Source organism: Sphingopyxis flava (assembly GCF_900168005.1).
Lineage (GTDB): Bacteria > Pseudomonadota > Alphaproteobacteria > Sphingomonadales > Sphingomonadaceae > Sphingopyxis > Sphingopyxis flava.
Genome location: NZ_FUYP01000006.1, coordinates 17,915 through 42,373 on the forward strand (window position 1 = coordinate 17,915; position 24,459 = coordinate 42,373).

Here is a 24,459-nt window from a genome sequence, read left to right on the forward strand (position 1 = left end):
TTCGCTTATGCCTGGATTTCGATGATTTCCTGGGTGAACTGGTCGTTGGTATAGACGCAGATGTCAGCTGCGACTTCCATCGCCTTTCGGGCCAGGGTCTCAGGATCTTTTTCATAGTCGGCAAGCGCGCGGGCGGCCGAGAGCGCAAAATTGCCGCCCGATCCGATCGCTGCGATGCCGCCCTTGGGTTCGAGCACATCGCCATTGCCGGTGATCACCAGCGTGATCTCCTTGTCCGCGACGATCATCATCGCCTCGAGGTTGCGCAGAAATTTGTCGGTGCGCCAGTCCTTCGCGAGTTCGACAGCGGCGCGAAGCAATTGCCCGTTATGGCGTTCAAGCTTGGCTTCCAATCGTTCGAACAGCGTGAAGGCATCGGCGGTGGCGCCGGCAAAACCGCCGATGACGCTGCCGTCGTGAAGGCGGCGTACCTTTCTCGCATTGGGCTTCATCACCGTCTGGCCCATCGACACCTGGCCATCGCCGATGATGACGACCTTGTCAGCTGTGCGAGCGGAAAGAATGGTGGTTCCGTGCCAGGGCGCGGCACGGTGCGCGGTCGGTTCGCTCATGGCCCGCGATATGGGAGATGCACAGCTGAGCTGCAAGGGGAGGGGAAAGCCGGCCTTGCCATCGCGGCGACTTTTCCCCACATCACGCGCCATGAACGCTCCCAATCCGCCGCTCCGCGCCGCCGTCGTGCCCGTCACTGCCTTTCAGCAGAATTGCACGCTGCTTTGGTGCACCGAAACGAACAAGGCGGCCTTCGTCGACCCCGGCGGGGATCTCGACAAGCTCAAGGATGCGGTGCGCCAGACAGGCGTCGAGATCGAGAAGATCCTCATCACCCATGGCCATATGGACCATTGCGGGCAGGCGGGCGTACTCGCAAAGGAACTCGGCGTGCCGGTCGAGGGCCCGCATGAGGACGATCGTTTCTGGATCGAGCGATTGGGCGAAGATGGCGCGCGCTTCGGCATGTCGGGCGAGCCGTTCGAGCCCGACCGCTGGCTCGTCGATGGCGATAGCGTGACGGTCGGCAATCTGACGATCGAGGTCATCCACACCCCGGGGCATACGCCGGGGCACGTCGTCTTCTACCATCGCCCCTCGAAGCTCGCGATCGTCGGCGACGTCCTCTTTCAGGGCTCGATCGGCCGCACCGATTTCCCGCGCGGCGACCACCGGCAGTTGATCGATTCGATCACGCAAAAGCTCTGGCCGCTCGGCGACGACACGGTTTTCCTGCCCGGACACGGTCCGCACAGCAATTTTGCGCAGGAACGGCGGACAAATCCCTTCGTGAGCGATGCGGCGCTGACTTAGAGTGCGTTCGGTTTTGATTGAATCAAAACCGGCACTCTTGAGGCTTGATTTACTGTGTTTTCCAGGCCGTCAGGCAAATCCGCCTGACTTGAAAACATTTTCGCTCAGTCTGCCGCGACCGTTTCGGTTTCGGCAACCTCGGTCGCCAGGATCGTGGTCGGGGTCATATAGACCGCTGCGAGCGCCGTGATCGCGAGCCCGAGCTGGGTGAGCATGGTGATGATCGTCCCCGCCATGCGGCCCCACATCATTCCGTCCATCCCGATGGCGTGAAGCACGCGTCCAACGAGGTAAAGCGCGCCTGCGGCCCAGAGCCAGATCGACGAACCGAGCCCGAGTTCGACGAGAATGAGGAGGATCAGGACGAAGGCGGTGTTTTCGACATAATTGCTGTGCGCGCGCATCCGGCGGATCACCGCCTCGTTGCCGCCGTCGCCCACGAAGATCTTCTCCTTCGTGCGCATTCGTCCGACGCGCATCGCGAGCCAGATGTTGAGCAGCGCCGCCCCCGCGGCGATCGTCAGGCTGATCGGCAACATCGTCATCGGCTTTCCCCTCACTTCTGAATCTTGCACGGGATGTGGCATTGTCGCGCTTCGCGGGCAAGTATTCCTCGGGGGCTTGCCTTTGCGGGCAAAAACGCTATAGCCGCGCCCGATCCGGCACCCGACACCATCAGGCGTTGAGGCACCTTCCGGCGGAAGATTTTCCTGTCCTTTTTGGAGTGGGAACAGCCTTCGGCACGGCGGGCGGGCCAGTCGTTTCCGGAAACGGGGCCGACAAATCCGGGTTTGCCGATTCGCACCGAACAGTTTGAGAATACAGGATATATCATGGCCGTCCCCAAGCGAAAAACATCGCCCTCGAAGCGCGGCATGCGTCGCAGCCACGACAGTCTGAAGGTTGAAGCCTTTCAGGAATGCCCGAACTGCGGCGAGCTGAAGCGTCCGCACAACCTCTGCAACGCCTGTGGCCATTACAACGGCCGCGAAGTGGTGGCCGGCGCGTAAGCCAAGCCGGAGACTGTCCCGATGAGCCTCACACCGCGAATCGCGATTGATGCGATGGGCGGTGACGTCGGCGTCCGCGTCATGTGCGCGGGCGCGGCGATGGCGCGTCACCAGCACGAGGGGCTTCGCTTCCTGCTTGTTGGCGACGAGACGCGGATCAAGGCCGCGCTTGAAAATCATCCCAATCTGCGGGCCGCCTCGGAGATCATCCACACCGACAAGCTTGTCTCGGGCGAGGACAAGCCGAGCCAGGCGCTGCGCAACGGCCGCGGAAGCTCCATGGGGCTCGCGATCGACGCGGTAAAGCGCGGCGACGCCGGCGGTGCGGTATCGGCAGGGAACACCGGCGCGCTGATGGCGATGGCGAAGCTTGCGCTGCGCACGATGCCGGGAATCGACCGGCCCGCCCTTGCAGCCTTGCTCCCTTCGCTCGGCGACAATGACGTCGTGATGCTCGATCTTGGCGCCAATACCGAATGCGATGCGACGAACCTTGTCCAGTTCGCCGTGATGGGCGCCGCCTATGCGCGCACGGCGCTGGGGCTCGAGCGTCCGCGCGTCGCGCTCCTCAACATCGGAACCGAGGAGCTTAAGGGAACCGATGAGATTCGCGACGCGGCCGCCATGCTGCGCGGCGCGGAGCATCTGCCTATGGAGTTCGCCGGCTTCATCGAAGGCGATAAATTGTCGCGCGGCCATGTCGATGTCGTCGTCCATGACGGCTTTTCAGGCAATATCGCGCTGAAGACGATCGAGGGGACCGCGCGTTTCGTCACCGATCTCCTGCGCCGCGCTTTCACCTCATCGGTGCGCTCGAAGATCGGCTTTCTCATCTCGCGGCCGGCGACCGAATTGCTGCGCCACCATCTTGACCCCAATAATCACAATGGCGCTGTGTTCCTTGGCCTCAACGGCGTCGTGCTCAAGAGCCACGGCAGCGCCGATGCGAAGGGCGTTGCCAATGCGGTGCATCTGTGCGCCGAACTCATCGAGAAGGACATCACGCGTCAAGTGACCGACGATCTGGCCAATTTCCGCGGGAGCGCTGCGGCATGACTCTTCGCGCTGTCCTCGCCGGCACCGGCTCGGCGCTGCCGCGCACACGCGTCTCGAACGCCGAGCTTGCCGAGCGCGTCGACACCAGCGACGAATGGATCGTCGAGCGTACCGGCATCCGTTTTCGCCATGTCGCCGAACCCGACGAGACGACCGCGACGCTCGGCGCCGCGGCTGCGAGGGAAGCGCTCGCCGCGGCGGGGCTCGAGCCCTCGGACATCGGGCTGATCATCCTCGCGACGGCGACCCCCGACAATACATTCCCGGCGAGCGCGACCAAGGTCCAGGCGCTGCTCGGTGCGCCCGACTGCATCGCCTTTGACGTCGCCGCCGTCTGCTCGGGCTTTCTCTATGCGCTCTCGGTCGCCGATTCGATGCTGCGCACCGGCGCTGCCAAGCATGCGCTCGTTATCGGCTCGGAAACCTTCAGCCGCATCCTCGACTGGGAGGACCGTGCGACCTGCGTCCTCTTCGGCGACGGCGCGGGCGCCGTCGTGCTCTCGGCCGAGGATGTCGCCGACGATCGCGGCATTCTGGCAACGCGGCTCCACGCCGAAGGCCAATATTGCGACATGCTCTATGTCGACGGCGGGCCGTCGACGACGGGCACCGTCGGCCATGTGCGCATGCAGGGGCGCGAGGTCTTCCGCCACGCAGTCACCAACCTTGCTGCCGTTCTCGGCGAGGTTCTCGCCGACGTCGGCCTTTCGGCATCCGATGTCGACTGGGTGGTCCCGCATCAGGCGAACAAGCGCATCATCGACGCAACAGCGAAGAAGCTCGGCCTTCCCGCCGAGCGTGTGGTCCTCACCGTCGACCAGCACGCCAACACATCGGCGGCCTCGGTCCCCCTGGCGCTTGATCTTGCGGTACGCGACGGACGGATTCGGCGCGGCGATCTTGTCGTCCTCGAGGCGATGGGCGGTGGTTTCACCTGGGGCGCTGCGATCCTGCGGATCTGAACCGGCGCCCCGCTCGCGCGCGCAAGCGTTCATCGCATCAACTTCTCCACCCATCCGTTTCAGATTTGCGGATTTATTCGCTTTTGATACACTCGCGCCCGGGACTCGAGATGGGAGGGGGCCTTCTGCGAGAACCGTCTTCGGCTACGCCTCAGGAGGGGAAGGGACTAACATGGCTGCAGGAACGCTTACCCGTGCTGACATCGCGGCGCGGATCAATCAGATGGTGGGACTCTCGCGCAATGAATCTGCCGCGATTGTCGAAAGTATCTTGTCGCACATGTCCGACGCTCTGTCCGACGGCCATAATGTGAAAATTTCAGGGTTCGGCACCTTCGTGCTGCGCGATAAGGCGCAGCGCATCGGCCGCAATCCCAAGACGGGCATTGAAGTGCCCATTCTTCCCCGCCGCGTGATGACCTTTCGTGCCAGCCAGGCGATGCGGGCCCGCGTCGCGGGCAGCTAAGGCCGGGGGTCGGCGATGCCCGATTTCGACGAGCGCGGCGCGAGCAGCAAGGCGGCGGGCGCAATGCTGTCGATCGGCGAACTTGCCGAGCGGATCGGAGTTCCGACCCATGTGCTGCGCTATTGGGAGACGCGCTTTCCCGAGCTTCGGCCGCTGCAACGTTCAGGCCGCCGCCGCTACTACCGCCCGGCCGACGTCGCGCTCGCCGAGCGCATCCATCATTTGCTCCACGTAAAGGGCTTCACCGTCGAGGGCGCGCGCAAGGCCTTGTCGGGCACGGAGGGGGCCCTGAGCGCCGCTGTGCCGGCGCCGCCGCTCGATACGGCCTCGCCGCCCGTACCGAGCGCAGGAGGCGTGTCGCTCGCAGCGCTTATCGCGCTTCGCCAGCGGCTCGCCGCGGCGCTCGACGCCGCCTGAGCGTCAGTCGATCGCCGGCGAGAGCGCCGGGTCGAGGTCGCGCGGACGGATGAAGAGCGTGAAGCGCGCCGCGCCCGCGTCGAGGGCGTGCCAGTCGTCGATATCGAGTTCGAGCCGCGCCATTGCGCAGGTGGGCAGCTTTTCCTCGACTTCGGCGCGCAGCGCATCGCCACCCGATTCTGAAACGAGCATCAGAATGAGATCCTCCAGCCCCGGATTATGCCCGACGATCAGAACATGATCGGCATCGCCGCCGGTGTCGCGGATCACGTCCATCAGCGTTGCCGCCGAGGCGAGATAGATGCGCCGGTCCCAGTGGGGTTCAAGGTCAGCGATCCCCGCGGCGGGCTGAAAAATGTCGAGCGTTTCGGTCACACGCACCGCGGGCGAGGCGACGATGCGCTCGACGGGCAGGCTTTGCCGCTTCAGATACTGGCCGATCAGTTCGGCGCCGCGGCGGCCCCGCGCATTGATCGGACGGTCGAAATCGCGCTCGACGGGGGCGTCCCAGCCCGATTTGGCGTGGCGCAGGATCGTCAACGTCTTCAAAATCACTCCCCACCTGTCGGCGCTGTCCCCGAATCGCTGCCTTGTGCCGCAAACTCAGGACGGTGGGAAGGCATATGCGCTCTCCCGCTGCGCGACATTGGCCGCAGCAACGCGGTTCACCGCCTCGTCGAGCGGCAGGCGGCGGACCGGTGTCCCCTCGGGAAAGGCACGCAGGAGCCGCGAGGGAAAGGAAGGGGAGAGCATCACGAACTGTCCAAAATCGTCGGCCCGGCGGATGAGGCGGCCGAAGGCCTGCGCGATCCGGCCGCGGATCACCATATCGTCATAGGCGGCGCCTCCCTGCGCGGCGCGCCGCGCTGCGTGAAGGATCGTCGGGCGCGGCCAGGGCACCCCCTCCATGACGACGAGGCGCAGCGAGTCTCCTGGAACGTCGACGCCGTCGCGCAGCGCATCGGTACCGAGGAGCGAGGCATGCGGGTCGGCGCGGAAAATGTCGACGAGGGTTCCGGTGTCGAGCGGGTCGACATGCTGGGCATAGAGCGGCAGTCCCGCGCGGGCGAGGCGGTCAGCGATGCGCGCATGGACGATGCGCAGGCGCCGGATCGCGCTAAACAGCCCGAGCGCCCCGCCGCCCGACGCCTCGATGAGCCGGCTATAGGCGCCTGCGAGCGCGGGCAGGTCGCCGCGCGCGATGTCGGTCACGATCAGCACCTCGGACTGGCGCGCATAGTCGAAGGGGCTTGCGACGGCAAAATGGCCGACATAGCTCTCCATGTGCCGCGCGCCTGTGCGAATGTCGGCGTCACGCCAGCCTGCATCCCCGTCGTGCCCGCCGCGCAGCGTTGCCGAGGTCACGAGCACGCCTTGCGCGGGGCGATAGACGATCTCGGCAACCGGGCGCGCCGGGTCGAGCCAGTGACGGTGGAGCCCGCAATCATATTCGCGCCCATCGAAGCGATCGACGGCAAGCCAATCGACAAAATCGGGGTTTGCGGGCCCGCCGACGCGCCCGAGCAGCGACAGCCACGCGCCGAGCGTGTCGATCCGCGTGCCGAGGCTCGCACGCGCGCCGTCGACGCGCGCCCGCGCCTGACCGTCGAGCCAGTCGGGCGGATCCTCGATCAGCGCGTCGAGCCGCTTGCCGAGCGCGAGAAGAGGCCGCAGCAGCGCCTCGATCGCGTCGCTCGCGCCCGCAGCGGCGCTCACCAGCGCAGCGTCAGGGTCGGCAAGTTCGGTCTCGAGGCCGTAGCCGCTGTCGGCGCCCTTCGCCTCGATGCTGCGCGCATAGACCTGCGCGCGAACCGCGGCGAGCAGCCGCTCGGTCGCGCCCCAGGGATCATTCTCGGCAAGCCGCGCAAGCCAGCCGTCACCTGGCAGTTCGGCGGCGGCCGTGATCGCCATCTGGATCGCCTCTTCGCCTGCCTCGTCATAGCTTGCGACATCGGCGAGCCGCGCGGCAAGCCCGCGCCGCCGCCCGCGCGACTTGCCCTCGGGGCCGAGGATCCAGCGACGGATCTCGACCGCCTCCTGGCCGGTGAGCGCGGCGGCAAACATCGAATCGGCCGCGTCCCAGAGATGATGACCCTCGTCGAAGATCAGCCGGCTGGCAGGAGCGCCGCCGTCACGCGGCCGCGCTGCCTGCACCATCGTGAGCGCGTGGTTGGCGATGATGATATCGGCCTGCGTTGCGGCGCGCGCCGAGCGTTCGATGAAGCATTTCCTGAAATGCGGGCACCCTGCATAAATGCACTCGCCGCGCCGGTCGGTGAGCGCGGTGGTGCCGTTGCGGCGGAACAGCGCGGGAAGCCAGCCGGGCAGGTCGCCCCCGATCATGTCGCCGTCGCGCGTATAGGCGGCCCAGCGCGCGACAAGCTGCGCAAGGATTGCAGCGCGCCCTGAAAAACCGCCCTGCAGCGCGTCCTCAAGGTTCAGAAGACACAGATAATTTTCGCGTCCCTTGCGCACCACGACCTTTTCGCGGTGCGTCTCGGGGTCGGGATAGAGTTTCTCGGTTTCGCGCGCCAATTGGCGCTGGAGCGCCTTCGTAAAGGTCGAAATGCAGATCGCGCCCGCCGAGGCGTCGATCCACTGTTTCGCCGGCGCGAGATAGCCCAGCGTCTTGCCGATTCCGGTGCCCGCCTCGGCCACGAGCATATGCGGCGCGTCCTTGCGCTCGCGCGGCGCAAAGATCGCAGCGACCGCGCGCGCATAATCCTGTTGGCCCGAGCGGCGCTCGGCGCCATCCCCGGTCAGCCGGTCGAGCCCCGCCGCGACGCCGGCAGAATCGAGGCGGACCTGCCGCGGAGCCGCGCGCGGCGGCGTTTCTTCCCATTCGGGAAGGCGCGCGAAGAGCCAGCGATCGCTCTGCTCGGGCGCGCTGAAGCGCGGCTTGAGCAGCGGCGCCAACGGCCAGCGCTGCCTTTCAAGCGCCGCAAGACTATGCCACGCGCCCTCGCGCTCGGGCCAGTCCGGATCATCGATGCTCTCCAGCATCGCGGCGGCAGCGCGCGGCAGGAAGGCCGCAATGTCGGCTTCGGCCCTGGGGGGCGCAAGCCCAAGCGCGGCGGCGAGGCCAGCAGGCGTCGGGACCGCGAAGCGCGCGGGATAGAGAAAGGCGAAGAGTTCAAGCAGATCGAGGCCCGAAAGCTCGGGATAACCCAATCGGTCGCCGGTGAGCGGCGCACCGAGAAGAAGATGCGGGGTCGTTGCGACCGCCGCGATCGCTTCGCCGCGCCCGACCCGCTGTACGCGTCCGTGAGCGTCGGCGATCCAGATGCCAACATGGCTTGCGTGGATCGCGGGGAGGGGAAGGGGAGCCGGCGCCATCGCCCCACGCTAGGGACAAAAGGCGAACGCGGCAAGTCGCCCGGCCGCCCGTCTCGGCCCGGCATGTCAATCTTGGGTCGCTGCCGGGTGGACCGGGCAGAACGTCAGCTCAGACCGCGGCGCCCGAATCCAGCTGAGCGCTGGCTGTGAAATATCCGCACAGGCTCGATCATCGCGGCGCTACGCGCACGCTGGAGCGCGCGGTAGAGCGGGCCGTGGGAGAGCTCATAGGGAAAGCGCACCCCCATGCGGTCGATTTCACTCCACATAACAACGGCATAGACGGTCTGTCCGCCATAATGGATTTCGCAGCGCGAGCGCGCCGGCAGGCTCGCCCCGTCGATCCGCGCTCCCCCTTCGGAAAGGTCGCTGATCCGGGCCTCGACGCGGTTGAGAACCCCGTCGATGATGACGTCGAGGTCGAGAGACGTGCGCTTGTGATGGCGCGGTGCGCGCAGAAAGGAGCTGGTCATGGAGGCCTCTTACCCCGACATGGTAAATTTGGGGTAACCATGCACCGCCGTGCCGATCCGCCGCGCCGCTGAGGCGGGGCCCTCCCGCCGCGCGCGCAAAGCTCGCGCTCCCTTCCGTTTGCGCGCGATCCTGCTTCCTTTTCCCGCTTCTTTCCATAGCGCAAACTAGCCGCTATGGGCGCTGCCATGACTGATCTGCACCTTCATCCTTCGCTGCGCGAGGCTGCGCAAACGTCCAAGGCCTGGCCGTTCGAGGAAGCGCGCAAATTGGTCAAGCGCTATCCTGACGGCAAGCCAGGCGGCAAAGCCATGCTCTTCGAAACCGGCTATGGTCCCTCGGGATTACCGCATATCGGGACGTTCAACGAAGTGCTGCGCACGACGATGGTGCGCCGTGCCTATGAGACGCTGACCGTCAATGACGAAGGCGTCCCGGCGCCCACGCGGCTCGTCGCCTTCAGCGACGATATGGACGGCCTGCGCAAGGTGCCCGACAATGTGCCGAACGGCGATATGCTGCGCGGACATCTCGGCAAGCCGCTCACCGCGATACCCGATCCTTTCGGCAAATATGAAAGCTTCGCGCACCATAACAATGCGATGCTGCGCGAATTTCTCGACCGGTTCGGCTTCGACTATGAATTTGTGAGCTCGACCGAACGCTACACGTCAGGCGCCTTCGACGAGGCGCTCAAGAACGTCCTGCGGCACAATCAGGACATTCTCGACATCATGTTGCCAACGCTGCGCGCTGAACGCGCCGCGACCTATTCGCCGATCCTTCCGGTGAGCCCGAAGTCGGGCATCGTGCTCCAGGTGCCGGTGACCGTCGTCGACGCCGAGGCGGGGCTCGTCTCGTTCGAGGACGAAGGCGAGACGATCATCCACAATATCCTCTCGGGCGGCGCGAAGCTCCAGTGGAAGGTCGACTGGGCGATGCGCTGGGTGGCGCTGGGCGTCGACTATGAGATGTACGGCAAGGACCTGACGGACAGCGGCATCCAGTCGGGCAAGATCGCGCGCGCGCTCGGCGGCCGTAAGCCTGAGGGGCTGATCTATGAGATGTTCCTCGACGACAAGGGCGAGAAAATCTCGAAGTCGAAAGGCAATGGCCTCAGCCTTGAGCAATGGCTCGACTATGGCAGCGAGGAAAGTCTTGCCTTTTATGCCTACCGGGAGCCCAAGGCCGCAAAGCAGCTCCATATCGGGGTCATTCCGAAGGCGGTCGACGAATATCTGCAAATGCGCGGAAACTATACGTCGCAAGAGCCTGATAAGCGGCTCGGAAACCCAGCGCATCACGTTCATGTGGCGCGCGGCGAAGAGGTCCCGGTAGCCCAATTGCCGGTGACCTTCGGCCTGCTCCTCAATCTCGTGGGCGTCATGGGCGCGGAGGCGTCCAAAGAGCAGATCTGGCGCTATCTTGGCCAATATGTCGAGGGCGCCGATGCTGCACGCTTTCCCGAGCTCGACCGATTGATCGACAATGCGATGGCGTACAACCGCGACTTCGTTGCCCCGACCCTCAAGCGCCGCAAGCCTGAGGGCGGCGAAAGCGCGGCGCTGCGCGATCTCGATGGCAAGCTCGCGGCGCTGCCGGCCGACGCCTCTGCCGACGATATCCAGAATATCGTCTATGAGATTGGCAAGAACGATGCCTATGGCTTTGAAAACCTGCGCGATTGGTTCAAGGCGCTCTACGAGACGCTGCTCGGATCGAGCGCAGGGCCGCGCATGGGCAGCTTCATCGCGCTCTTCGGCATCGCCAACACGCGGCGGCTTATCGCCGAGGCGCTGGCATGACATTGCGGCGGCTTGCACCGCGCAAGCTCGTAATGCAGGGATGCCCGGCACCAGCCCGCCCGCTATCCCGTTTCGCTCGGCACGAACGACAGGTTAGGGCAGGATGATGATCGACATTTTCACCACCGGCGGGACGATCGACAAAGTCTATTTCGACGCGCTCAGCGAGTTCCAGATTGGTCCTGCGGCGATCCCCGACATGCTGCGCGAGAATAATGTCCATGTTCCGCACCGCGTCACGCAGCTGATGCGCAAGGACAGCCTCGACCTCACCGATGCCGATCGCGAGATAATCCGCGCCGCGGTGGCGGGCAGCGATGCCGCGCGCATCCTCGTCACCCACGGCACCGACACGATGGTCGTCACCGGGCGCCTGCTCGCAGGGGTGCAGGATAAGACGATCGTGATGACCGGCGCGATGCAGCCGGCGTCGGTGCGCGCGAGCGATGCCGAGTTCAATGTCGGCTTCGCGCTCGCGGCGGTGCAGACCCTGCCGCCGGGCGTTTATATCGCGATGAACGGGATGATCTTCGATCCTGCGACGACGGTGAAGGACCGGGCGGGCGGGCGGTTCGTCGCCGAATAGGCCTCAGCCAAGCGCGGTGACCTCGCGCAGAACCGCCCGATAATCCGGCGCAATCGTCATGTCCTCATGTTTCCCCGCGCGGCCGAGCGCGGCGTGGACCTCGGGCAGCCGGTAGCAGGGAACGCCCATGAACAGGTGATGCTCGGCGTGATAATTGACCCAATAGGGCGCGACCGTCGCGCGCGCGATCCAGCCCGCATGCGTGGTGCGCGCATGGGTAAAGGGGTCATCGCTCCCCGTCGCCGTGCAGGCATGTTCGGCGATGTTGCGGATCCGCAGATAAAGCTGGAAGGTCGTCGCGAGCGCAGCGACCCACAGCAGGTAAGGCGTCCAGCCATAAAGGACGAGCGAGGTGCCCAGGAGCACGGCTTGTACAAGGAGGAAACGGCCGACCGCGCGGGCTACCGCCATCGCGCCTGCCACATCCGCGGTCGGTGACGTCATGCCGTCATCGGACTGCTTGTTGAAGGGAGTGCCCGCCTTGGTTCCGGCCTGCGCCTTTGCTGGCTTCTCGCCGCGCAGCATCGCCTTGAGGCCGATTATCGCATAGCCGAATTGCGCCATGCGCTGCTTGAAAAAGGTCTGGCCGGAAAGATCGCGCACGACCTTGCGAGCGAGGCTTGCGCGGGTGGTGGGAAAAGGCTTGGAGAGCGAGAGGTCGGGGTCTTCTGCCTGCTGCGTATATTTGTGATGCTGCAGATGATAGGTGCGATAGGCGATGAGGTCCGACCCGACCGCGGCGCCCGTGAGCCACTGCCCCAGGAAATTATTGACCTTGCGGTTGGGGTGGAGCGCGCCATGCGCCGCGTCGTGCATCAGGATCGCAAGGCCGAGCTGGCGCCCCCCGACGATAAGGACCGCGAGAAGCCATAGGACGGGATTGCCCGACCAGGCCGCAAGACCGACCGATGCGATAGAGACGAGCCAGGCGTGCGCGACGAGCCAGATGCCCCGCCAGCGCGAGGCACGCGTAACGGCGGCCCATTCGGCACGGTCGAAGAAGCGGTCGGGCGGCAAGAGGCGGACGGCAGCCATGCGCCAAGCTATACCAAGGCCGCGATGCGAAACCAAACCTCTCCCAAATTGGATCAATAAGGCGGTGATTTTCCCTTTCGGAATAAGGATTTGGAAACCCCTTTCTGACAGTTGTGCGACCGTCTCGAACCAGCAGGATAAAGAGGATTTGGCGTCGAAGCGCTCCATAGTGCGACCCATTGCCCTTACGGCATCGCTGGACGAATCGCTGCTCGACTCGCCGGGCTTCGTGGCCCGGCTGAGCCGCACCGCGCAGCTTTGGCACTATGTGTTCATCGCGCGCGCGCTCGCGCTCTTCGCCTTTGCCTTCTTTCCTGGGGTCGAGGGCTTCCTTGATCACGCTGCGCTGTGGCTAGCGATGGCCGCGGGGCTCGGCTGCGATCTCCTCCTCACCATCCTCGGGCAGATGTCACGCAAGCGGCGCAGCCTGTCGCCGCGCCGGTTGCGCGCGGCGAGTGCGCTGGCAATGGCGCTCGTCGGGCTCGGGACACTCCTGACGTCGTCCGCGATGTTCGCGGTGACCGCGGTTCCCGACGGCAGCTTCTATTTCGACGCCTTCACCGCGATCCTCTTCGGCGCGATCCTCATTGCAGCCTCCGCGTCCGCCATCGCCCGGCCGGCCTTTTTCACCTTCGCCGGCGGCGCCGCTTTCGGGGGCGCGATCGGGGTCGCATCCTGGCCTTTCGCGGTCGCGGGGATGGTTTTTCTGGGGCTCCTGATCGTGATGGTGCGCGAGGACATGCGCCATCAGCGCCGCGCCAAGCGGGCCGAACGGCTCGCGGTCAGCGAGCAGCAACGCGCCATGAACCTCGTGCGCGATTTTGAGCGGGCAGGGCGCGGCTGGTTCTGGGAGACCGACCGCTATGGCCAGCTTGTCTATATTTCGCCGACGATCGCGGCAAAGCTCGGCCGGCCGCTCGGCGAGCTTTTAGGCCGGCCCTTCACCGAGATCATCCGCAAGCGGATCAGCAATGACGAAAGCGAGGAGCGGACGCTTGGCTTCAGCCTCTCGTCGCGCACCCCCTTTAATGATCTCACCGTCCAGGCGGCGGTGCCGGGGGAGGAGCGCTGGTGGTCTATCTCGGGGCATCCGATCTCGAACGAATTTGGTCATTTCTTCGGCTTTCGCGGGAGCGGCACCGACCTCACCGAAAAGAAAAGGTCGGAGCGCGAGATCAACCAGCTCGCGCGATACGATACGCTGACGGGGCTTGCCAACCGGCTGCACATTACCGAACTGCTCGAACGCGCGCTCAAGAATCATATGGGCCAGCCGCAGCCCTGCGCGCTGCTGCTCCTCGACCTCGACCGCTTCAAGGCGGTCAACGATACGCTCGGTCATCCGGTGGGCGACCAATTGCTTCAGCAGGCAGCGGGGCGGCTGACCCAGATCATCGGTGACAAGGGGCAGGTCGGCCGGCTCGGCGGCGACGAGTTCCAGATTGTCCTGCCGCACATCAATCAGCCGGAGAAGCTTGCCAGCATTGCAAACGCAATCATCCTCAGCCTCGCCAAGCCTTTTGCCATTGAAGGCGAACAGGTGCGGATCGGTTCTTCGGTGGGCATTGCGGTCGCCGACGGCGAGGCGGTAAGCGCGGCGGCATTGGTGCGCAACGCAGACCTCGCCCTTTACGCAGCAAAGGACGCGGGGCGCGGCGTATATCGCTTTTATGCCGACGCGATGCACAACCAGGCGAGCGAGCGCAAAGCGATCGAGGATGCGCTGCGGGACGCGCTCGCCAAGGAAGAGCTGAAGCTTCTCTATCAGCCGATCGTCGATATCGCGCGCGAGCGGATCACCGGTTTCGAAGCGCTCATTCGCTGGCAGCGCGGCGACGGCGAAGCGGTCAGTCCTTCAAAATTCATTCCCATAGCCGAGGAATCGAACCTGATCGTGCCGATCGGCGAATGGATCATCCGTACCGCCTGCGACACAATCGCGCAGCTCGGCCCCGGCTACCGCGTCGCGGTCAATGTCTCGCCGCGCCAGTTCGCCAACGACCGGCTGCCCGCCACGCTCATGAGCGCTCTGTCCGCATCGGGCATCGCTCCGGCGCAGCTGGAGCTGGAGATCACCGAAGGGGTGTTTCTCGACGAGAGCCCTGAAAATCTGGAGATGTTCCAGCGGCTGAAGCGCACCGGGGTCCGGCTTGCCCTCGATGATTTCGGGACCGGCTATTCGGCGCTTGGGTATCTGAAGAAGGCGCCCTTCGACAAGATCAAGATCGACCAGAGTTTCGTTCTCGGCGCCGCAGACAAGAACAGCATGAACGCAGCGATCATCTCCTCGATCGTCGGGCTCGCGTCCGCGCTGCGCATGGAAACGACGGCCGAAGGGGTCGAGACGCACGATGATCTTGCCCTCGTCCGCCGGCTGGGCTGCAGCCATGTCCAAGGCTATATTTACGGCAAGCCGATGGACAGGGACGAGATGCTGGCTCTGCTGCGCGGGAGCGACGGGCAGGTCGTCGCGCAGGGCTATCAGAGCGCGCGCGCGCCGCGTCGCCACATCCTGCGCGCGATCAACGTGCTGAGCGGGGGCTATCGTTACGAGGCAATCGTTCGCAATATCTCCTCGGGCGGGGCCTTGATCGAAGGATTGTGGAATGTACCGCCAGGCACGGCGCTGACGCTCGAATTTGCGCCCGGTATGCGGCTGGGCGCCGAAGCGCGGTGGTCACACGACAATCGCGTCGGCGTACGCTTTGCCGACACGGTCGAGATCGAGGCCTTGATCGGACTTGCAGGGCAGGCAAAATCGTCCGCCCCGCGTCCGCGCACCTACCGCGCCGCCTGACATCATGAAAAAAAGGGCCGGCAGAGCCGACCCTTCAGTTGGTCTTTCCGGTAACCGAAAGGAATATTACCAGAAGAAATCGTAAATCACGTCGACCACGCGGCCCGAGTAGATGTCGACGAGCAGCGCATCGTCATAATAGCGGACCCAGCGATAATCGCCGTAGGCCGGCGGCAGACGATAATACCAGGGATCGTTGATCCAGTAGCGCTGGCTGTAGAAGAGCGAGCCCAGCGTGAAGCCGACGCTAAAGCGCGTGTAGCGGTGGTCGCGATAGGGCGAATAATAGCGCGGAAGGCGGTAATAATTGCGATTCGCGTTGCGATAGCTGCGCCAGTCGTAGCGGCGATCATGGCGCCAGTCGCGGCTCCAGCTGCGCCGATTGTCGTTGTAGCGGCGGTCGTTGCGAACGTTGCGGCGCGTCTCGCGATCATAGCGGCGGTTATCGTAGCGGCTCGCGCGCCGCTCTACCTGTCGGTTGCGGTCGCGGTCCCACTGACGATCGGCACGGCCGTCCCGATTGCGGTCATAATTGCCAGCGCGCCGCTGGGTCTGGGCGCGCTGCTGCTCGCGCCAGCGATTATCGCGCTCGGCGCGCTGCACCGGCTGACGCTGCCGTTCGGCTTGTCGCCGCGCGCGTTCGCGCTGCGCCTGCGGGCGCTGCCGTTCGGCCTGTCGCTGGGCGCGCTCGCGCTGCACCCGCGGGCGTTGCCGCTCGGCCTGTCGCGGCGCACGCTCGCGCTGGACGCGCGCTTCGCCGCCGCGGCGGCCCTGCGAGCCGCGCTCGCCGCGCTCGCCGCCGCGCTGGGCGATCTGGACGCCAGCATTGTCGGGCCGTGCAAAAGCGGGGCCCAGCGGGGTCAGGATCGTTGCTGCCATCAGCAACCCTCCGAACATTTTCTTCATGTCGTGTCTCCAATCCTTGTCCCGCATACTGGAGTCGCCAGTCGGGATGATGGAGCAATTCCTACGCGCCGCAAGATGAGTCGGCGCTGACCGGGGCGTTGTGTGGGGTTCAGCTTCCGCGCGGCGGGCGCATTGCCGGAACGACGCGCGCTGCATCCTCGGGACGAATGCCGGGGGGCGGCGCGGCGGCGAGGCGCTCTTCGCCGCGCATCACCCGCCCGGCGAGGCGGATCGCGGAGCGGATCCGCGGATAGGTCCCGCAGCGGCAGATATTGGTTATGGCCGCGTCGATCTCGGCGTCGCTAGGATTGCTGTTGGAGCGCAGCAGCGCGGCGGCCGCCATGATCATCCCCGATTGGCAGAAGCCGCACTGCGGCACCTGTTCGGCGACCCACGCCTGCTGCGCGGGATGTGAGCGGTCGCGCGAGAGACCCTCGATTGTCGTCACGAATCGCCCCTCGCATTCGGCGATGGTGACGAGGCAGCTGCGGATGGCCTCGCCGTCGATGTTGACGGTGCACGCGCCGCAATCGCCCGTGCCGCAGCCATATTTGGTCCCGGTGAGGTTCGATGCGTCGCGCAGCGCCCAGAGGAGCGGCGTTTCAGGGTCCATCCGATATTCGACCGGCCGATCGTTGACCGAAAATTTTGTCATGCGCGGCTGATGGACCGGTTTTGCCGATTAGTCACGCCAGCTCGTGTCGATCTTGTCGACCTTGCGCACCATGGCGTCGAACTCGGCCTTGCCGGCGCCGCCCGGGATCTGCGCCATGTAAAGATCGCGCTGATGGACCTTGATCACATCCTCGCTGACCAGGATCGGCTTGCCCATGCTCATCGTCGCCAGCTGGATCTCGCACGCCCGCTGGAGCGCCCAATATTTGATGAAGGCTTCAGGGAGCGTCCGGCCCATGACGACTGGGCCATGATTGCGGAGCATCAGGATGCGCTTGTCGCCGAGATTGCGGATCAGCCGCTCGCCTTCCTCCTCGCGCACCGTGATGCCCTCAAAGTCATGATAGGCGAGCTGGCCCATATAATTGCAGGCGTAGAAGTTGGTCGGCTGGAGCCCGCCTTCGAGCCCGCAGACTGCCATCGTTGCCGTCGTGTGGGTGTGGATGATGGCATGCGCGTCGGGCAGTTCGCGGTGAAACAGGCTGTGCTGGACAAATCCTGCCTTGTTGACGTGCCAGGGATTGTCGGCATCGACCTTGTTGCCGTCGATGTCGATCTTGATCAGGCTCGAGGCGGTTACCTCGCTGAAATGCATGCCATAAGGATTGATGAGATAGCTGCCTTCCTCGTCGGGCACCTTCACGGTGATATGGTTGAAGATCATCTCGTCCCAGCCCATCATCGCGAAAATGCGGTAGCAGGCGGCGAGTTCCAGGCGTGCGCTCCATTCGGCTTCGCTATATTTGCTGTTGCGCTTGAGCTGGGTCGCCATCGGCTTATCCTCTTCCTATCGGTTTCGTCCTGCTACCTATGCCACAGGGGGCAGGGGAGAAACAATCCCGTGCGGGGGGTGTTCGAAAGGCCGGCCGCTCGGCTCGGGCAGGCGCTTTGGGGCCGGTGGATATTCGCCATGAAATCGCGACAGTAGTTCTTGGCAGTCCCAGTCGCACGGGGGCTTGCATTTCAGCGCGAATCTCTTTAGTTGGCGCTCTATCGGAACGTCGCGCTTTCGCGGCGCTCTTTTTATTGCCCGAATATCGGCGACCTATGGCGAACCGGAAAATGACCGGGGACAAAGGCCGTTTGACGAACAGGAGACGACACGGCGTATGCAGATCATCGTTCGCGACAATAATGTCGACCAGGCCCTTCGCGCGCTCAAGAAGAAGCTGCAGCGTGAGGGGGTGTATCGCGAAATGAAGCTGCGCCGTCACTATGAAAAGCCGAGCGAAAAGCGTGCGCGCGAGCGTGCCGCAGCTGTCCGCCGCGCCCGCAAGATGGAGCGCAAGCGGATGGAGCGCGACGGTATCAAATAACCGTCCTTCCCGTTCGGGATCCTGATCGTAAAAGGGCGCTGCGGCAACGCGGCGCCCTTTTTCACGCTCGCAGACGAAAAGGGGCGAGATGGGATTGGGAGAAGCCGCGCCCGCACGCCCCTGAACAGGGCGCTCGGGTTTGCGCTCGGCAGACTCAAAAAAGATGTCAGCGCTGCGCCTCCTCTTGCGCCTGGATAAGGAAGAAGCGGCACGCCGAGCCAGCGCGCCCGCGAATGCCCGCGATCCTCGTCGCGCGCACGCTCGCGCGCTTCCTGCTGCAATTCAGCCGCCGCCGCGCCGGGCCGATCGTGGACAGCAACCGCGTGCGCAAAATAGGTCTCGCCGTGCGCATGCTCGAAGATCTTCAAGGCTGCACGCTCGGGGAACCCGAAGCCGGGCCTCCTCGATAATGCGCAGTCATGCATCTCGCCATTCGGGCGGGGTCCGAGGCGCTGCCCCCTTGCCGATTCCCGCTGGACCGCCTGCCTCGCCTCCGCCTATAGGCGAGCGCGACATTTGCGCCCGCGGGCGCCAGCGAAGGATCAGCGACGATGAGTGTAACGACGGTTCCATTGCGCCCGGTGAGCAAGGGCGGGCTGTGGCTGCTGTGGATCGGCCTGGCAGCGCTAGCCGCGGTGGCGATTGCCTTCGCGGTCCGCGGCACCCCGCGCATCGGCTTTGAGGTCGTGAAGGAAGGTACGGGCGAAAGCCCGACCCAGTCCGACATCGTGCTCGTCAAATATCAGGGCAAGCTCGACGACGGCACGGTCTTCGATGCCAATGAACAGGCGCCGATGCAGGTCGCGCAGGTCGTGCCCGGTTTCTCCGAGGCGCTGACCCGGATGAAGAAGGGCGGCGAGTACAAGATTACGATCCCGCCGCAGCTGGGCTATGGTGACCGCGCCGTGGGGCCGATCCCGGCGGGCAGCACGCTGCATTTCGATGTAACGCTCATCGACTTCCGCTCCGAGGCCGAGGTGCGCGCGATGCAGCAGATGATGCAGCAGCAGCAAATGCAGGGCGCTCAGAGCGGTCCTGGCGGCGCGCCCCCTGCCGCTCCGCAGCCCTGACCCATGAGCGCCTTCCCGGCGAAAGCCGGGACGGCCCGTGGGCATCGCAGAAGTTAAGCGCCGCCCCAGCCGCTGGGGCGGCGTTATGTTTTCCTCGCCATCCCCGTTCCGGCGTTGCGTTCAGCCTCGCGCTCTAGCGCGACCTTGATCATCGCGACAATCGGGTCGGCAAGGAATAGCCCCATGATTCCAAGGAGCGCGCCGAACAGGATTTGCGCGGCGAGAACCAGCGCGGGGGCAAGATCGACGGTCTGCTTTGCGACCATGGGAACGATCAGATAACCGTCGACCGTCTGGACGATGAAATAGATGATGATGGCATAAAGGCCGGTGTCGGTCCCGGCCGAGAAGCCGACAAGAACGAGGAGCACGCCCGAGACGATCGCGCCGATATTGGGAATGAAGGCGAGGAGCCCGGTGAGAAGTCCCATCAGCGCCGCCATCGGAATGCCGACCGCGAGACAGGCAAGCCAGGTTCCGATGCCCTCGACGACCATGCCGAGGAGACGCCCCGCCATCAGCCGCCTCAGCGTGAAACCCATGCGCGCGGTGGTGATATAGAAATTCTCGCGCGATTTCATCGGCAGCATCCAGGCGACGCCGCGCTCGTAAAGGCGCGGTTCGATCGCGAGGAAAATGCCAAGTACAACGACCATGACGAGGCTGGTGAGCGCCCCGAGCACCGTGCCGACAGCCGCGGTCACGCGCCCGACCGTTCCAGCCAGATTCTCGGTGATCGTCTTGGTATCGAACTGGAAATTGCCCATGCCGTGATCGGCCGCCCATGCCGCGATGCGCTCGATCTGCGCCATCACGACTGTCTGCAACGTCGCCGCCTGGTCGGCGATCTGCGAGCCTGCGAACAATATCGTCCAGGCGAGGAAGGCGACAAGCAAAAGGCAGATGATCAGGAGCCGCCAGGCGCGCGCGATGGGCAGAACCCGCCCAAGGAGCCTTGTTCCCCCGTCGAGCATCGATGCGACGACAATGGCAGCAAAGATGAGCAGGATCGGCTGAATGAGAATGATCGACACGCCGATCAGCAGCGCAAGGCCCAGCCAGACGCTGGCCTTCAGCAATTCGGCGCGGACGAGCTGGCTATGGAATTCAGTGGGGCCGGGCGCTTCGCTGCTCGCCTTGGCCTGTGCTGCGGCGCGCTCCATTTTCTCGGCCATTCGCCTCACTCCCTGCTGGCGCTGCTGTCACGCGCAGGCCTGAGATCGGTTCCGGCGCGCCCCGATCTGAGCCCGCGCAGCCAGCTTAGCGGATTATACCACTCAGTCGTGCCGTTGGTTGAAAAGCTGATAATCTCGGCGCGCCCCGCGATCGCATCGAAGGGGACGGGGCCGCCAAGCCCCTTGCGCTCGGCCGAAACGCGGCTGTCGGCGCTGCCGTCGCGATTGTCGCCCATGAGGAAGAGATGGTCCGCTGGCACCTTCACCGGGCCGTAATCGTCGGTGGCATAGCCTCGTCCCATGTCGATCGTGTCGAAGGTTGCGCCGCCGGGCAGCGTTTCGCGCACGATGGGCAGTTCGAGCACTTCGCGCCCGCTCGCGTCGCGGGTGACGAAGCGGAACAGGCTGCTGTCGGGGCCAGGCAGATTGGGGTCGGCGGGAATCGTGAGCGCCGGCTGGACCGTGCGCTTGACGGGCTTGCCGTTGATAAAGAGCGCGCCGTTCCTGAGCGCGATCGTGTCGCCGGGCAGGCCGATGACGCGCTTGATATAATCGATGCGGGTGTCGGGATGCTCGAGCACGACAATGTCGCCGCGCTCGGGTAGCCTGCCAAAGAGCCGGCCGTCGATCTTGGGCGCAAGGTGGAAGCTTACCGAAGCATAGGACCAGCCATAAGGATATTTGCTGACGATCAGCCGGTCGCCGTTGCGCAGCGTCGGCATCATCGAATCCGACGGGATGTAGAAGGGCTTGGCGACGCAGCTATGGATGCCGAGAACGAGGAGCAGAATGACCAGGATATCGCGGATCAGCTTTCCCCAGCTTTCCTCGCCATCGCTTTTCTTTTTCGCCATTACGCGTCCTTGATCGCTTCGAGGATGACGAAGGCCTGCGCCCAGGGGTGATCGTCGGTCAATGTGAGGTGGATATGCACTCTATGCCCCGCCGGGACCATCTGCGCGAGCCGTTCGGCTGCGCCCCCGGTAAGCGCGAGCGTGGGCGCGCCCGAGGGCGCATTGACGACGCCGATGTCCTTCATGAACACCCCGCGCTTGAAGCCGGTGCCGACCGCTTTGGAGAAAGCCTCCTTGGCAGCAAAGCGCTTGGCGTAGGTGCCGGCACGGGTGAAGGGCCCCCGCGCCGCCTTTGCGCGCTCGACCTCGGTGAACACCCGCTTTTCAAATCGCTCGCCGAAGCGGTCGAGCGAATTTTGAATGCGCTCGATATTGCAAAGGTCTGAGCCGAGGCCGATGATCAAGGTCTGTCCTCCGGCGCGCGCAGCGAGGCGGGGGAGGAGGCCTCGAGGGTCCGAGGGAAGGGGCGTGCCGCCGCGCCGCAGGCCCATTCGTCGCTGCGCCGCGTGGCAGTCCTGGGCCTTCGCCCGAAGGGCGCGCCGGCACCGGGCCACCTCGCGCTCACCCGCGCGCCTCGTCCATCAACGCGCGCATCCGCCGCACCGCGTCTTCAAGACCGGTGAAAATTGCCTCGCCGATCAGATAATGGCCTATGTTGAGCTCGGCGAGCTGCGGGATCGCGGCGACGGGCACGACATTATCATAGGTGAGGCCGTGCCCCGCATGCGGTTCGATGCCATTCTTCGAGGCGAGCGCCGCGGCGTCGGCAAGCCGGCGGAGTTCGGCGGCGCGCGCCTCGCCTTCGCGGTGCGCGTAGCGACCCGTGTGAAACTCGACGACGGGAGCCTTCAAGCGCATCGCCGCCTCGATCTGGCGCACGTCGGGCTCGATGAAGAGGCTGACGCGGATGCCGGCATCCGAAAGGCGCGCCACGATGGGCGCGAGATGATTATGTTGCCCTGCGGCATCGAGCCCGCCCTCGGTCGTGCGTTCCTCGCGCTTTTCGGGAACGATGCAGGCAGCGTGCGGCGCGTGGCGCAGCGCAATGGCGAGCATCTCGTCGGTCGCTGCCATTTCGAGATTGAGCGGCAGGTCGGTCGCCGCCTGGATGCGCGCGAGGTCATCGTCGCGGATGTGGCGTCGGTCCTCGCGCAGATGCGCGGTAATCCCGTCGCCGCCGACCGCTGCGACGATCTCGGCCGCGCGCACCGGATCGGGGTGGTCGCCCCCGCGCGCGTTGCGGATCGTTGCCACATGGTCGATGTTGACGCCAAGGCGCAGCCGCTGACCCGAGGCGAGGGGGGCGCTCATGCCGCCGCCCTGCTTCCCGGCTTGACGGCAGGCAATGCTGCAAGATGGTCGGGAAGGTCGCCCGGCGCATAGGTTGGAAAATTGATCGCGACGAGCGGATAGAAAGGAACGCCGAGGTCGACGCTTCCTGCCGCGCGGTCGACGAGCGCCGCTTCGGCCACGACCTCGCCTCCTTCGGCGCGCACGGCCTCCATCGCCTCGCGCGATGAAAGTCCCGTGGTCACGACGTCCTCGACCATCAGCACCTTCGCCCCCTTCTCGATCGCAAAACCCCGGCGCAGCTCGAAAGTGCCGGTCGGGCGCTCGACGAAGATCGCAGGCTTGCCGAGCGCACGGCCCATTTCATGGCCGATGATGACGCCGCCCATCGCCGGCGAGACCACAAGGTCGATCGCTTGCCTCAATTCGCGCGGCAGCTTTGCTGCGAGCGCGGAGGCGAGCCGCCCGGCGCGCTCGGTATCCATGAGGACGCGCGCGCACTGCAGATAATATTCGCTGTGCCGGCCCGAGGAGAGAAGGAAATGTCCGTGGAGGAGGGCGTTGGCGGCACGGAACTCGGCCAGGATTTCGTCGTCGGTCATTGGGAGGCTTGTCTTTTTCCTTGTCATCGCCCGCGCGGGCGACCGGGTTTTGGCGGCGCGAATTTGCCAGCCGCAAAATAGTGTTAGAGATGCTTGAGGCAAGCGGCAAGCGGGTCTATAGCGCCCGCGAGATTCAGCCTGCCCTGAGCCGTCGCGACCCGTGTCCGGCGGCTTGTTCGGGTAGGCTGGGGCATCGAGAACACAACAGGCAACGGGCGGCACTATTCTTATGAAGAGCTTGAAAACCCTTGTAATTGCAGCAGCCTTGTCGCTCGGAGCGATGGGCGCTGGTCATGCGCAGGCACCGGCGGCGGCGCCCGCCGCAGCTCCGGCTGCGACGACGACGGCGACTCCGGCAGCGGCTGATGCGGCAGCATCGACCGACGCGGCCGCGCCCGCAGGCGACGCGGCCTATACGCCGTTGAAGCCGGTGGCAGGGGTCGGCCAGCCCATCGACGCCGGCATCGATTTCCAGCCGCAGGTGAGTCCGGTCGGCGAGCAGGCCTATTGGTTCAACCACGCGCTCCTGCTGCCGGTGATCACCTTCATCTCGCTTCTCGTTCTCGGCCTCCTGCTCTGGGTGATCTTCCGCTACCGCGCCGCGGCGAACCCGGTTCCGTCGAAGACGACGCACAACACCTTCATCGAGGTTATCTGGACCGCGATCCCGGTGCTGATCCTCGCGGTGATCGCGGTCCCCTCGATCCGGCTCCTTGCGCAGCAATATGAACCGCCGAGCAAGGACGCGCTCACGATCAAGGTCACCGGCTATCAATGGTATTGGGGCTATGCCTATCCCGATCAGGGGATCGGCGAATATGTGTCGAAGATGCTCAACGAAGAGCAGGCGAAGGCTGCGGGCGAGCCCTATCTTCTCGCCGTCGACAACCGCTTGGTCGTCCCCGTGGGCCAGCAGGTGAAGCTGATCATCACCGGCGCCGATGTGATCCACAGCTTTGCGGTTCCCGCGCTCTGGACCAAGATGGACGCGGTTCCTGGCCGCGCCAACGAGACCACTTTCACCGTCAACAAGCCGGGCGTCTATTACGGCCAGTGTTCGGAGCTTTGCGGCGTCGACCACGCCTATATGCCGATCGCGGTCGAGGCTGTGCCGATGGAGCAGTGGAAAGCCTGGGTCCGCTCGAAGGGCGGCAATCCCGATCCCGAGGCGGCTGAGCCGGCTGCTGCGGCCGCAGTGCCCGCCGGTCCGGTTCCGGCTGTCTCCACCACCGCGCCCGCGCAGACGCCCGCAACGGCGCCAGGCGCCACCCCCGCCGCCTCGCCGGCGACGACGAACTGATTGA

Annotated in this window: 27 protein-coding genes; 13 read left to right on the plus strand and 14 right to left on the minus strand. The window is 65.1% G+C overall.

Annotation, left to right across the window (positions count from 1 at the left end):
• Window positions 1-5: 5 nt before the first annotated feature.
• Window positions 6-572, minus strand: a complete 567-nt coding sequence (gene hslV / locus B5X69_RS06265) for an ATP-dependent protease subunit HslV (RefSeq protein ID WP_079637846.1) — start codon at window positions 570-572, stop codon at window positions 6-8.
• A 91-nt stretch (window positions 573-663) separates the two neighbouring features.
• Here hslV and B5X69_RS06270 point away from each other — a divergent pair, with 91 nt between their 5' ends.
• The gene (locus tag B5X69_RS06270) at window positions 664-1,326 is read left to right on the plus strand and encodes an MBL fold metallo-hydrolase (RefSeq protein ID WP_079637847.1); all 663 of its coding nucleotides are present in this window, start codon (window positions 664-666) and stop codon (window positions 1,324-1,326) included.
• A 104-nt stretch (window positions 1,327-1,430) separates the two neighbouring features.
• Here the strand turns inward: B5X69_RS06270 and B5X69_RS06275 are convergent, their stop codons facing one another.
• On the minus strand, window positions 1,431-1,871 hold the full coding sequence (locus tag B5X69_RS06275) for an MAPEG family protein (protein ID WP_079637848.1): 441 nt from the start codon (window positions 1,869-1,871) through the stop codon (window positions 1,431-1,433).
• A gap of 288 nt (window positions 1,872-2,159) precedes the next feature.
• Between B5X69_RS06275 and rpmF the strand changes: the two genes are divergently transcribed.
• The 5 genes from rpmF to B5X69_RS06300 all read left to right on the plus strand — a co-directional run bounded on the left by rpmF (window position 2,160) and on the right by B5X69_RS06300 (window position 5,237).
• Window positions 2,160-2,336, plus strand: coding sequence for a 50S ribosomal protein L32 (gene rpmF / locus B5X69_RS06280; RefSeq protein WP_053553947.1), 177 nt, complete (start codon window positions 2,160-2,162; stop codon window positions 2,334-2,336).
• Window positions 2,337-2,357: 21 nt separating this feature from the next.
• The gene (gene plsX / locus B5X69_RS06285) at window positions 2,358-3,392 is read left to right on the plus strand and encodes a phosphate acyltransferase PlsX (RefSeq protein ID WP_079637849.1); all 1,035 of its coding nucleotides are present in this window, start codon (window positions 2,358-2,360) and stop codon (window positions 3,390-3,392) included.
• Window positions 3,389-4,354, plus strand: a complete 966-nt coding sequence (locus B5X69_RS06290) for a beta-ketoacyl-ACP synthase III (protein ID WP_079637850.1) — start codon at window positions 3,389-3,391, stop codon at window positions 4,352-4,354. Before plsX ends, B5X69_RS06290 begins: the two co-directional genes overlap by 4 nt.
• A 172-nt stretch (window positions 4,355-4,526) precedes the next feature.
• Window positions 4,527-4,820 (plus strand): integration host factor subunit alpha, encoded by a 294-nt coding sequence (locus B5X69_RS06295; protein WP_079637851.1) that lies wholly within the window; start codon window positions 4,527-4,529, stop codon window positions 4,818-4,820.
• A gap of 15 nt (window positions 4,821-4,835) precedes the next feature.
• Entirely contained in the window at window positions 4,836-5,237 is a 402-nt protein-coding gene (locus tag B5X69_RS06300) for a MerR family transcriptional regulator (RefSeq protein WP_079637852.1), read from the plus strand.
• A gap of 3 nt (window positions 5,238-5,240) precedes the next feature.
• Here the strand turns inward: B5X69_RS06300 and B5X69_RS06305 are convergent, their stop codons facing one another.
• The 3 genes from B5X69_RS06305 to B5X69_RS06315 form a co-directional block, all read right to left on the minus strand.
• A complete protein-coding gene (locus tag B5X69_RS06305) occupies window positions 5,241-5,786 on the minus strand; it encodes a SixA phosphatase family protein (protein ID WP_079638000.1) in 546 nt (181 codons plus the stop codon).
• Between the two features lie 54 nt (window positions 5,787-5,840).
• On the minus strand, window positions 5,841-8,573 hold the full coding sequence (locus tag B5X69_RS06310; protein WP_079637853.1) for an ATP-dependent DNA helicase: 2,733 nt from the start codon (window positions 8,571-8,573) through the stop codon (window positions 5,841-5,843).
• A gap of 104 nt (window positions 8,574-8,677) precedes the next feature.
• A complete protein-coding gene (locus B5X69_RS06315; RefSeq protein ID WP_079637854.1) occupies window positions 8,678-9,046 on the minus strand; it encodes a PilZ domain-containing protein in 369 nt (122 codons plus the stop codon).
• Window positions 9,047-9,232: 186 nt separating this feature from the next.
• Between B5X69_RS06315 and B5X69_RS06320 the strand changes: the two genes are divergently transcribed.
• Window positions 9,233-10,849: a lysine--tRNA ligase gene (locus B5X69_RS06320; RefSeq protein ID WP_079638002.1), complete on the plus strand. Its 1,617-nt coding sequence runs from the start codon at window positions 9,233-9,235 to the stop codon at window positions 10,847-10,849.
• Between the two features lie 106 nt (window positions 10,850-10,955).
• The gene (locus B5X69_RS06325; RefSeq protein WP_079638003.1) at window positions 10,956-11,435 is read left to right on the plus strand and encodes an asparaginase domain-containing protein; all 480 of its coding nucleotides are present in this window, start codon (window positions 10,956-10,958) and stop codon (window positions 11,433-11,435) included.
• A 3-nt stretch (window positions 11,436-11,438) separates the two neighbouring features.
• Here the strand turns inward: B5X69_RS06325 and B5X69_RS06330 are convergent, their stop codons facing one another.
• Window positions 11,439-12,470 carry a fatty acid desaturase family protein gene (locus B5X69_RS06330; protein ID WP_079637855.1) on the minus strand — a complete coding sequence of 344 codons (1,032 nt, stop codon included), beginning with the start codon at window positions 12,468-12,470 and terminating at the stop codon, window positions 11,439-11,441.
• A 169-nt stretch (window positions 12,471-12,639) separates the two neighbouring features.
• On the opposite strand from B5X69_RS06330, the gene B5X69_RS06335 reads away from it, so the two are divergent.
• Entirely contained in the window at window positions 12,640-15,267 is a 2,628-nt protein-coding gene (locus tag B5X69_RS06335) for an EAL domain-containing protein (RefSeq protein ID WP_245798652.1), read from the plus strand.
• A 66-nt stretch (window positions 15,268-15,333) separates the two neighbouring features.
• Here the strand turns inward: B5X69_RS06335 and B5X69_RS06340 are convergent, their stop codons facing one another.
• The 3 genes from B5X69_RS06340 to B5X69_RS06350 all read right to left on the minus strand — a co-directional run bounded on the left by B5X69_RS06340 (window position 15,334) and on the right by B5X69_RS06350 (window position 17,620).
• Window positions 15,334-16,173, minus strand: coding sequence for an RcnB family protein (locus tag B5X69_RS06340; RefSeq protein ID WP_245798653.1), 840 nt, complete (start codon window positions 16,171-16,173; stop codon window positions 15,334-15,336).
• A 109-nt stretch (window positions 16,174-16,282) separates the two neighbouring features.
• A complete protein-coding gene (locus B5X69_RS06345) occupies window positions 16,283-16,828 on the minus strand; it encodes a (2Fe-2S)-binding protein (protein WP_079637857.1) in 546 nt (181 codons plus the stop codon).
• A 27-nt stretch (window positions 16,829-16,855) separates the two neighbouring features.
• Window positions 16,856-17,620, minus strand: coding sequence for a class II aldolase/adducin family protein (locus B5X69_RS06350; protein ID WP_079637858.1), 765 nt, complete (start codon window positions 17,618-17,620; stop codon window positions 16,856-16,858).
• A 337-nt stretch (window positions 17,621-17,957) separates the two neighbouring features.
• On the opposite strand from B5X69_RS06350, the gene rpsU reads away from it, so the two are divergent.
• The 3 genes from rpsU to B5X69_RS06360 all read left to right on the plus strand — a co-directional run bounded on the left by rpsU (window position 17,958) and on the right by B5X69_RS06360 (window position 19,234).
• Window positions 17,958-18,164 (plus strand): 30S ribosomal protein S21, encoded by a 207-nt coding sequence (rpsU, locus tag B5X69_RS06355; protein ID WP_003047635.1) that lies wholly within the window; start codon window positions 17,958-17,960, stop codon window positions 18,162-18,164.
• A 233-nt stretch (window positions 18,165-18,397) separates the two neighbouring features.
• Window positions 18,398-18,574 (plus strand): hypothetical protein, encoded by a 177-nt coding sequence (locus B5X69_RS21350; protein WP_176141526.1) that lies wholly within the window; start codon window positions 18,398-18,400, stop codon window positions 18,572-18,574.
• A 141-nt stretch (window positions 18,575-18,715) separates the two neighbouring features.
• On the plus strand, window positions 18,716-19,234 hold the full coding sequence (locus B5X69_RS06360) for an FKBP-type peptidyl-prolyl cis-trans isomerase (protein WP_079637859.1): 519 nt from the start codon (window positions 18,716-18,718) through the stop codon (window positions 19,232-19,234).
• Between the two features lie 83 nt (window positions 19,235-19,317).
• Here the strand turns inward: B5X69_RS06360 and B5X69_RS06365 are convergent, their stop codons facing one another.
• From B5X69_RS06365 to pyrE, 5 genes are all read right to left on the minus strand, one after another.
• Window positions 19,318-20,409 carry an AI-2E family transporter gene (locus tag B5X69_RS06365; RefSeq protein ID WP_079637860.1) on the minus strand — a complete coding sequence of 364 codons (1,092 nt, stop codon included), beginning with the start codon at window positions 20,407-20,409 and terminating at the stop codon, window positions 19,318-19,320.
• A 5-nt stretch (window positions 20,410-20,414) separates the two neighbouring features.
• Window positions 20,415-21,263 (minus strand): signal peptidase I, encoded by an 849-nt coding sequence (lepB, locus tag B5X69_RS06370; RefSeq protein WP_079637861.1) that lies wholly within the window; start codon window positions 21,261-21,263, stop codon window positions 20,415-20,417.
• On the minus strand, window positions 21,263-21,667 hold the full coding sequence (gene acpS, locus B5X69_RS06375; protein ID WP_079638005.1) for a holo-ACP synthase: 405 nt from the start codon (window positions 21,665-21,667) through the stop codon (window positions 21,263-21,265). Before acpS ends, lepB begins: the two co-directional genes overlap by 1 nt.
• Window positions 21,668-21,824: 157 nt before the next feature.
• Entirely contained in the window at window positions 21,825-22,574 is a 750-nt protein-coding gene (locus B5X69_RS06380; RefSeq protein ID WP_079637862.1) for a pyridoxine 5'-phosphate synthase, read from the minus strand.
• Window positions 22,571-23,155, minus strand: a complete 585-nt coding sequence (pyrE, locus tag B5X69_RS06385; protein WP_079638006.1) for an orotate phosphoribosyltransferase — start codon at window positions 23,153-23,155, stop codon at window positions 22,571-22,573. The genes B5X69_RS06380 and pyrE overlap by 4 nt, the downstream gene beginning before the upstream one ends.
• Before the next feature lie 229 nt (window positions 23,156-23,384).
• Here pyrE and coxB point away from each other — a divergent pair, with 229 nt between their 5' ends.
• Complete coding sequence (gene coxB, locus B5X69_RS06390) at window positions 23,385-24,455, plus strand: cytochrome c oxidase subunit II (RefSeq protein ID WP_079637863.1); 1,071 nt, start codon at window positions 23,385-23,387, stop codon at window positions 24,453-24,455.
• Window positions 24,456-24,459 lie beyond the last annotated feature (4 nt).

Excerpts from the sequence above, each read along its gene's own strand:
- hslV (WP_079637846.1), bottom strand. The coding sequence starts at position 572 with ATGAGCGAACCGACCGCGCACCGTGCCGCGCCCTGGCACGGAACCACC.
- B5X69_RS06325 (WP_079638003.1), top strand. The coding sequence starts at position 10,956 with ATGATCGACATTTTCACCACCGGCGGGACGATCGACAAAGTCTATTTC.
- B5X69_RS06300 (WP_079637852.1), top strand. The coding sequence starts at position 4,836 with ATGCCCGATTTCGACGAGCGCGGCGCGAGCAGCAAGGCGGCGGGCGCA.
- B5X69_RS06340 (WP_245798653.1), bottom strand. The coding sequence starts at position 16,173 with ATGAAGAAAATGTTCGGAGGGTTGCTGATGGCAGCAACGATCCTGACC.
- rpsU (WP_003047635.1), top strand. The coding sequence starts at position 17,958 with ATGCAGATCATCGTTCGCGACAATAATGTCGACCAGGCCCTTCGCGCG.
- plsX (WP_079637849.1), top strand. The coding sequence starts at position 2,358 with ATGAGCCTCACACCGCGAATCGCGATTGATGCGATGGGCGGTGACGTC.
- lepB (WP_079637861.1), bottom strand. The coding sequence starts at position 21,263 with ATGGCGAAAAAGAAAAGCGATGGCGAGGAAAGCTGGGGAAAGCTGATC.
- B5X69_RS21350 (WP_176141526.1), top strand. The coding sequence starts at position 18,398 with ATGCCCGCGATCCTCGTCGCGCGCACGCTCGCGCGCTTCCTGCTGCAA.
- B5X69_RS06380 (WP_079637862.1), bottom strand. The coding sequence starts at position 22,574 with ATGAGCGCCCCCCTCGCCTCGGGTCAGCGGCTGCGCCTTGGCGTCAAC.
- B5X69_RS06345 (WP_079637857.1), bottom strand. The coding sequence starts at position 16,828 with ATGACAAAATTTTCGGTCAACGATCGGCCGGTCGAATATCGGATGGAC.
- coxB (WP_079637863.1), top strand. The coding sequence starts at position 23,385 with ATGAAGAGCTTGAAAACCCTTGTAATTGCAGCAGCCTTGTCGCTCGGA.
- B5X69_RS06320 (WP_079638002.1), top strand. The coding sequence starts at position 9,233 with ATGACTGATCTGCACCTTCATCCTTCGCTGCGCGAGGCTGCGCAAACG.
- rpmF (WP_053553947.1), top strand. The coding sequence starts at position 2,160 with ATGGCCGTCCCCAAGCGAAAAACATCGCCCTCGAAGCGCGGCATGCGT.
- B5X69_RS06290 (WP_079637850.1), top strand. The coding sequence starts at position 3,389 with ATGACTCTTCGCGCTGTCCTCGCCGGCACCGGCTCGGCGCTGCCGCGC.
- B5X69_RS06330 (WP_079637855.1), bottom strand. The coding sequence starts at position 12,470 with ATGGCTGCCGTCCGCCTCTTGCCGCCCGACCGCTTCTTCGACCGTGCC.
- B5X69_RS06360 (WP_079637859.1), top strand. The coding sequence starts at position 18,716 with ATGAGTGTAACGACGGTTCCATTGCGCCCGGTGAGCAAGGGCGGGCTG.
- B5X69_RS06295 (WP_079637851.1), top strand. The coding sequence starts at position 4,527 with ATGGCTGCAGGAACGCTTACCCGTGCTGACATCGCGGCGCGGATCAAT.
- pyrE (WP_079638006.1), bottom strand. The coding sequence starts at position 23,155 with ATGACCGACGACGAAATCCTGGCCGAGTTCCGTGCCGCCAACGCCCTC.
- B5X69_RS06350 (WP_079637858.1), bottom strand. The coding sequence starts at position 17,620 with ATGGCGACCCAGCTCAAGCGCAACAGCAAATATAGCGAAGCCGAATGG.
- B5X69_RS06310 (WP_079637853.1), bottom strand. The coding sequence starts at position 8,573 with ATGGCGCCGGCTCCCCTTCCCCTCCCCGCGATCCACGCAAGCCATGTT.
- B5X69_RS06275 (WP_079637848.1), bottom strand. The coding sequence starts at position 1,871 with ATGACGATGTTGCCGATCAGCCTGACGATCGCCGCGGGGGCGGCGCTG.
- B5X69_RS06270 (WP_079637847.1), top strand. The coding sequence starts at position 664 with ATGAACGCTCCCAATCCGCCGCTCCGCGCCGCCGTCGTGCCCGTCACT.
- B5X69_RS06365 (WP_079637860.1), bottom strand. The coding sequence starts at position 20,409 with ATGGCCGAGAAAATGGAGCGCGCCGCAGCACAGGCCAAGGCGAGCAGC.
- B5X69_RS06315 (WP_079637854.1), bottom strand. The coding sequence starts at position 9,046 with ATGACCAGCTCCTTTCTGCGCGCACCGCGCCATCACAAGCGCACGTCT.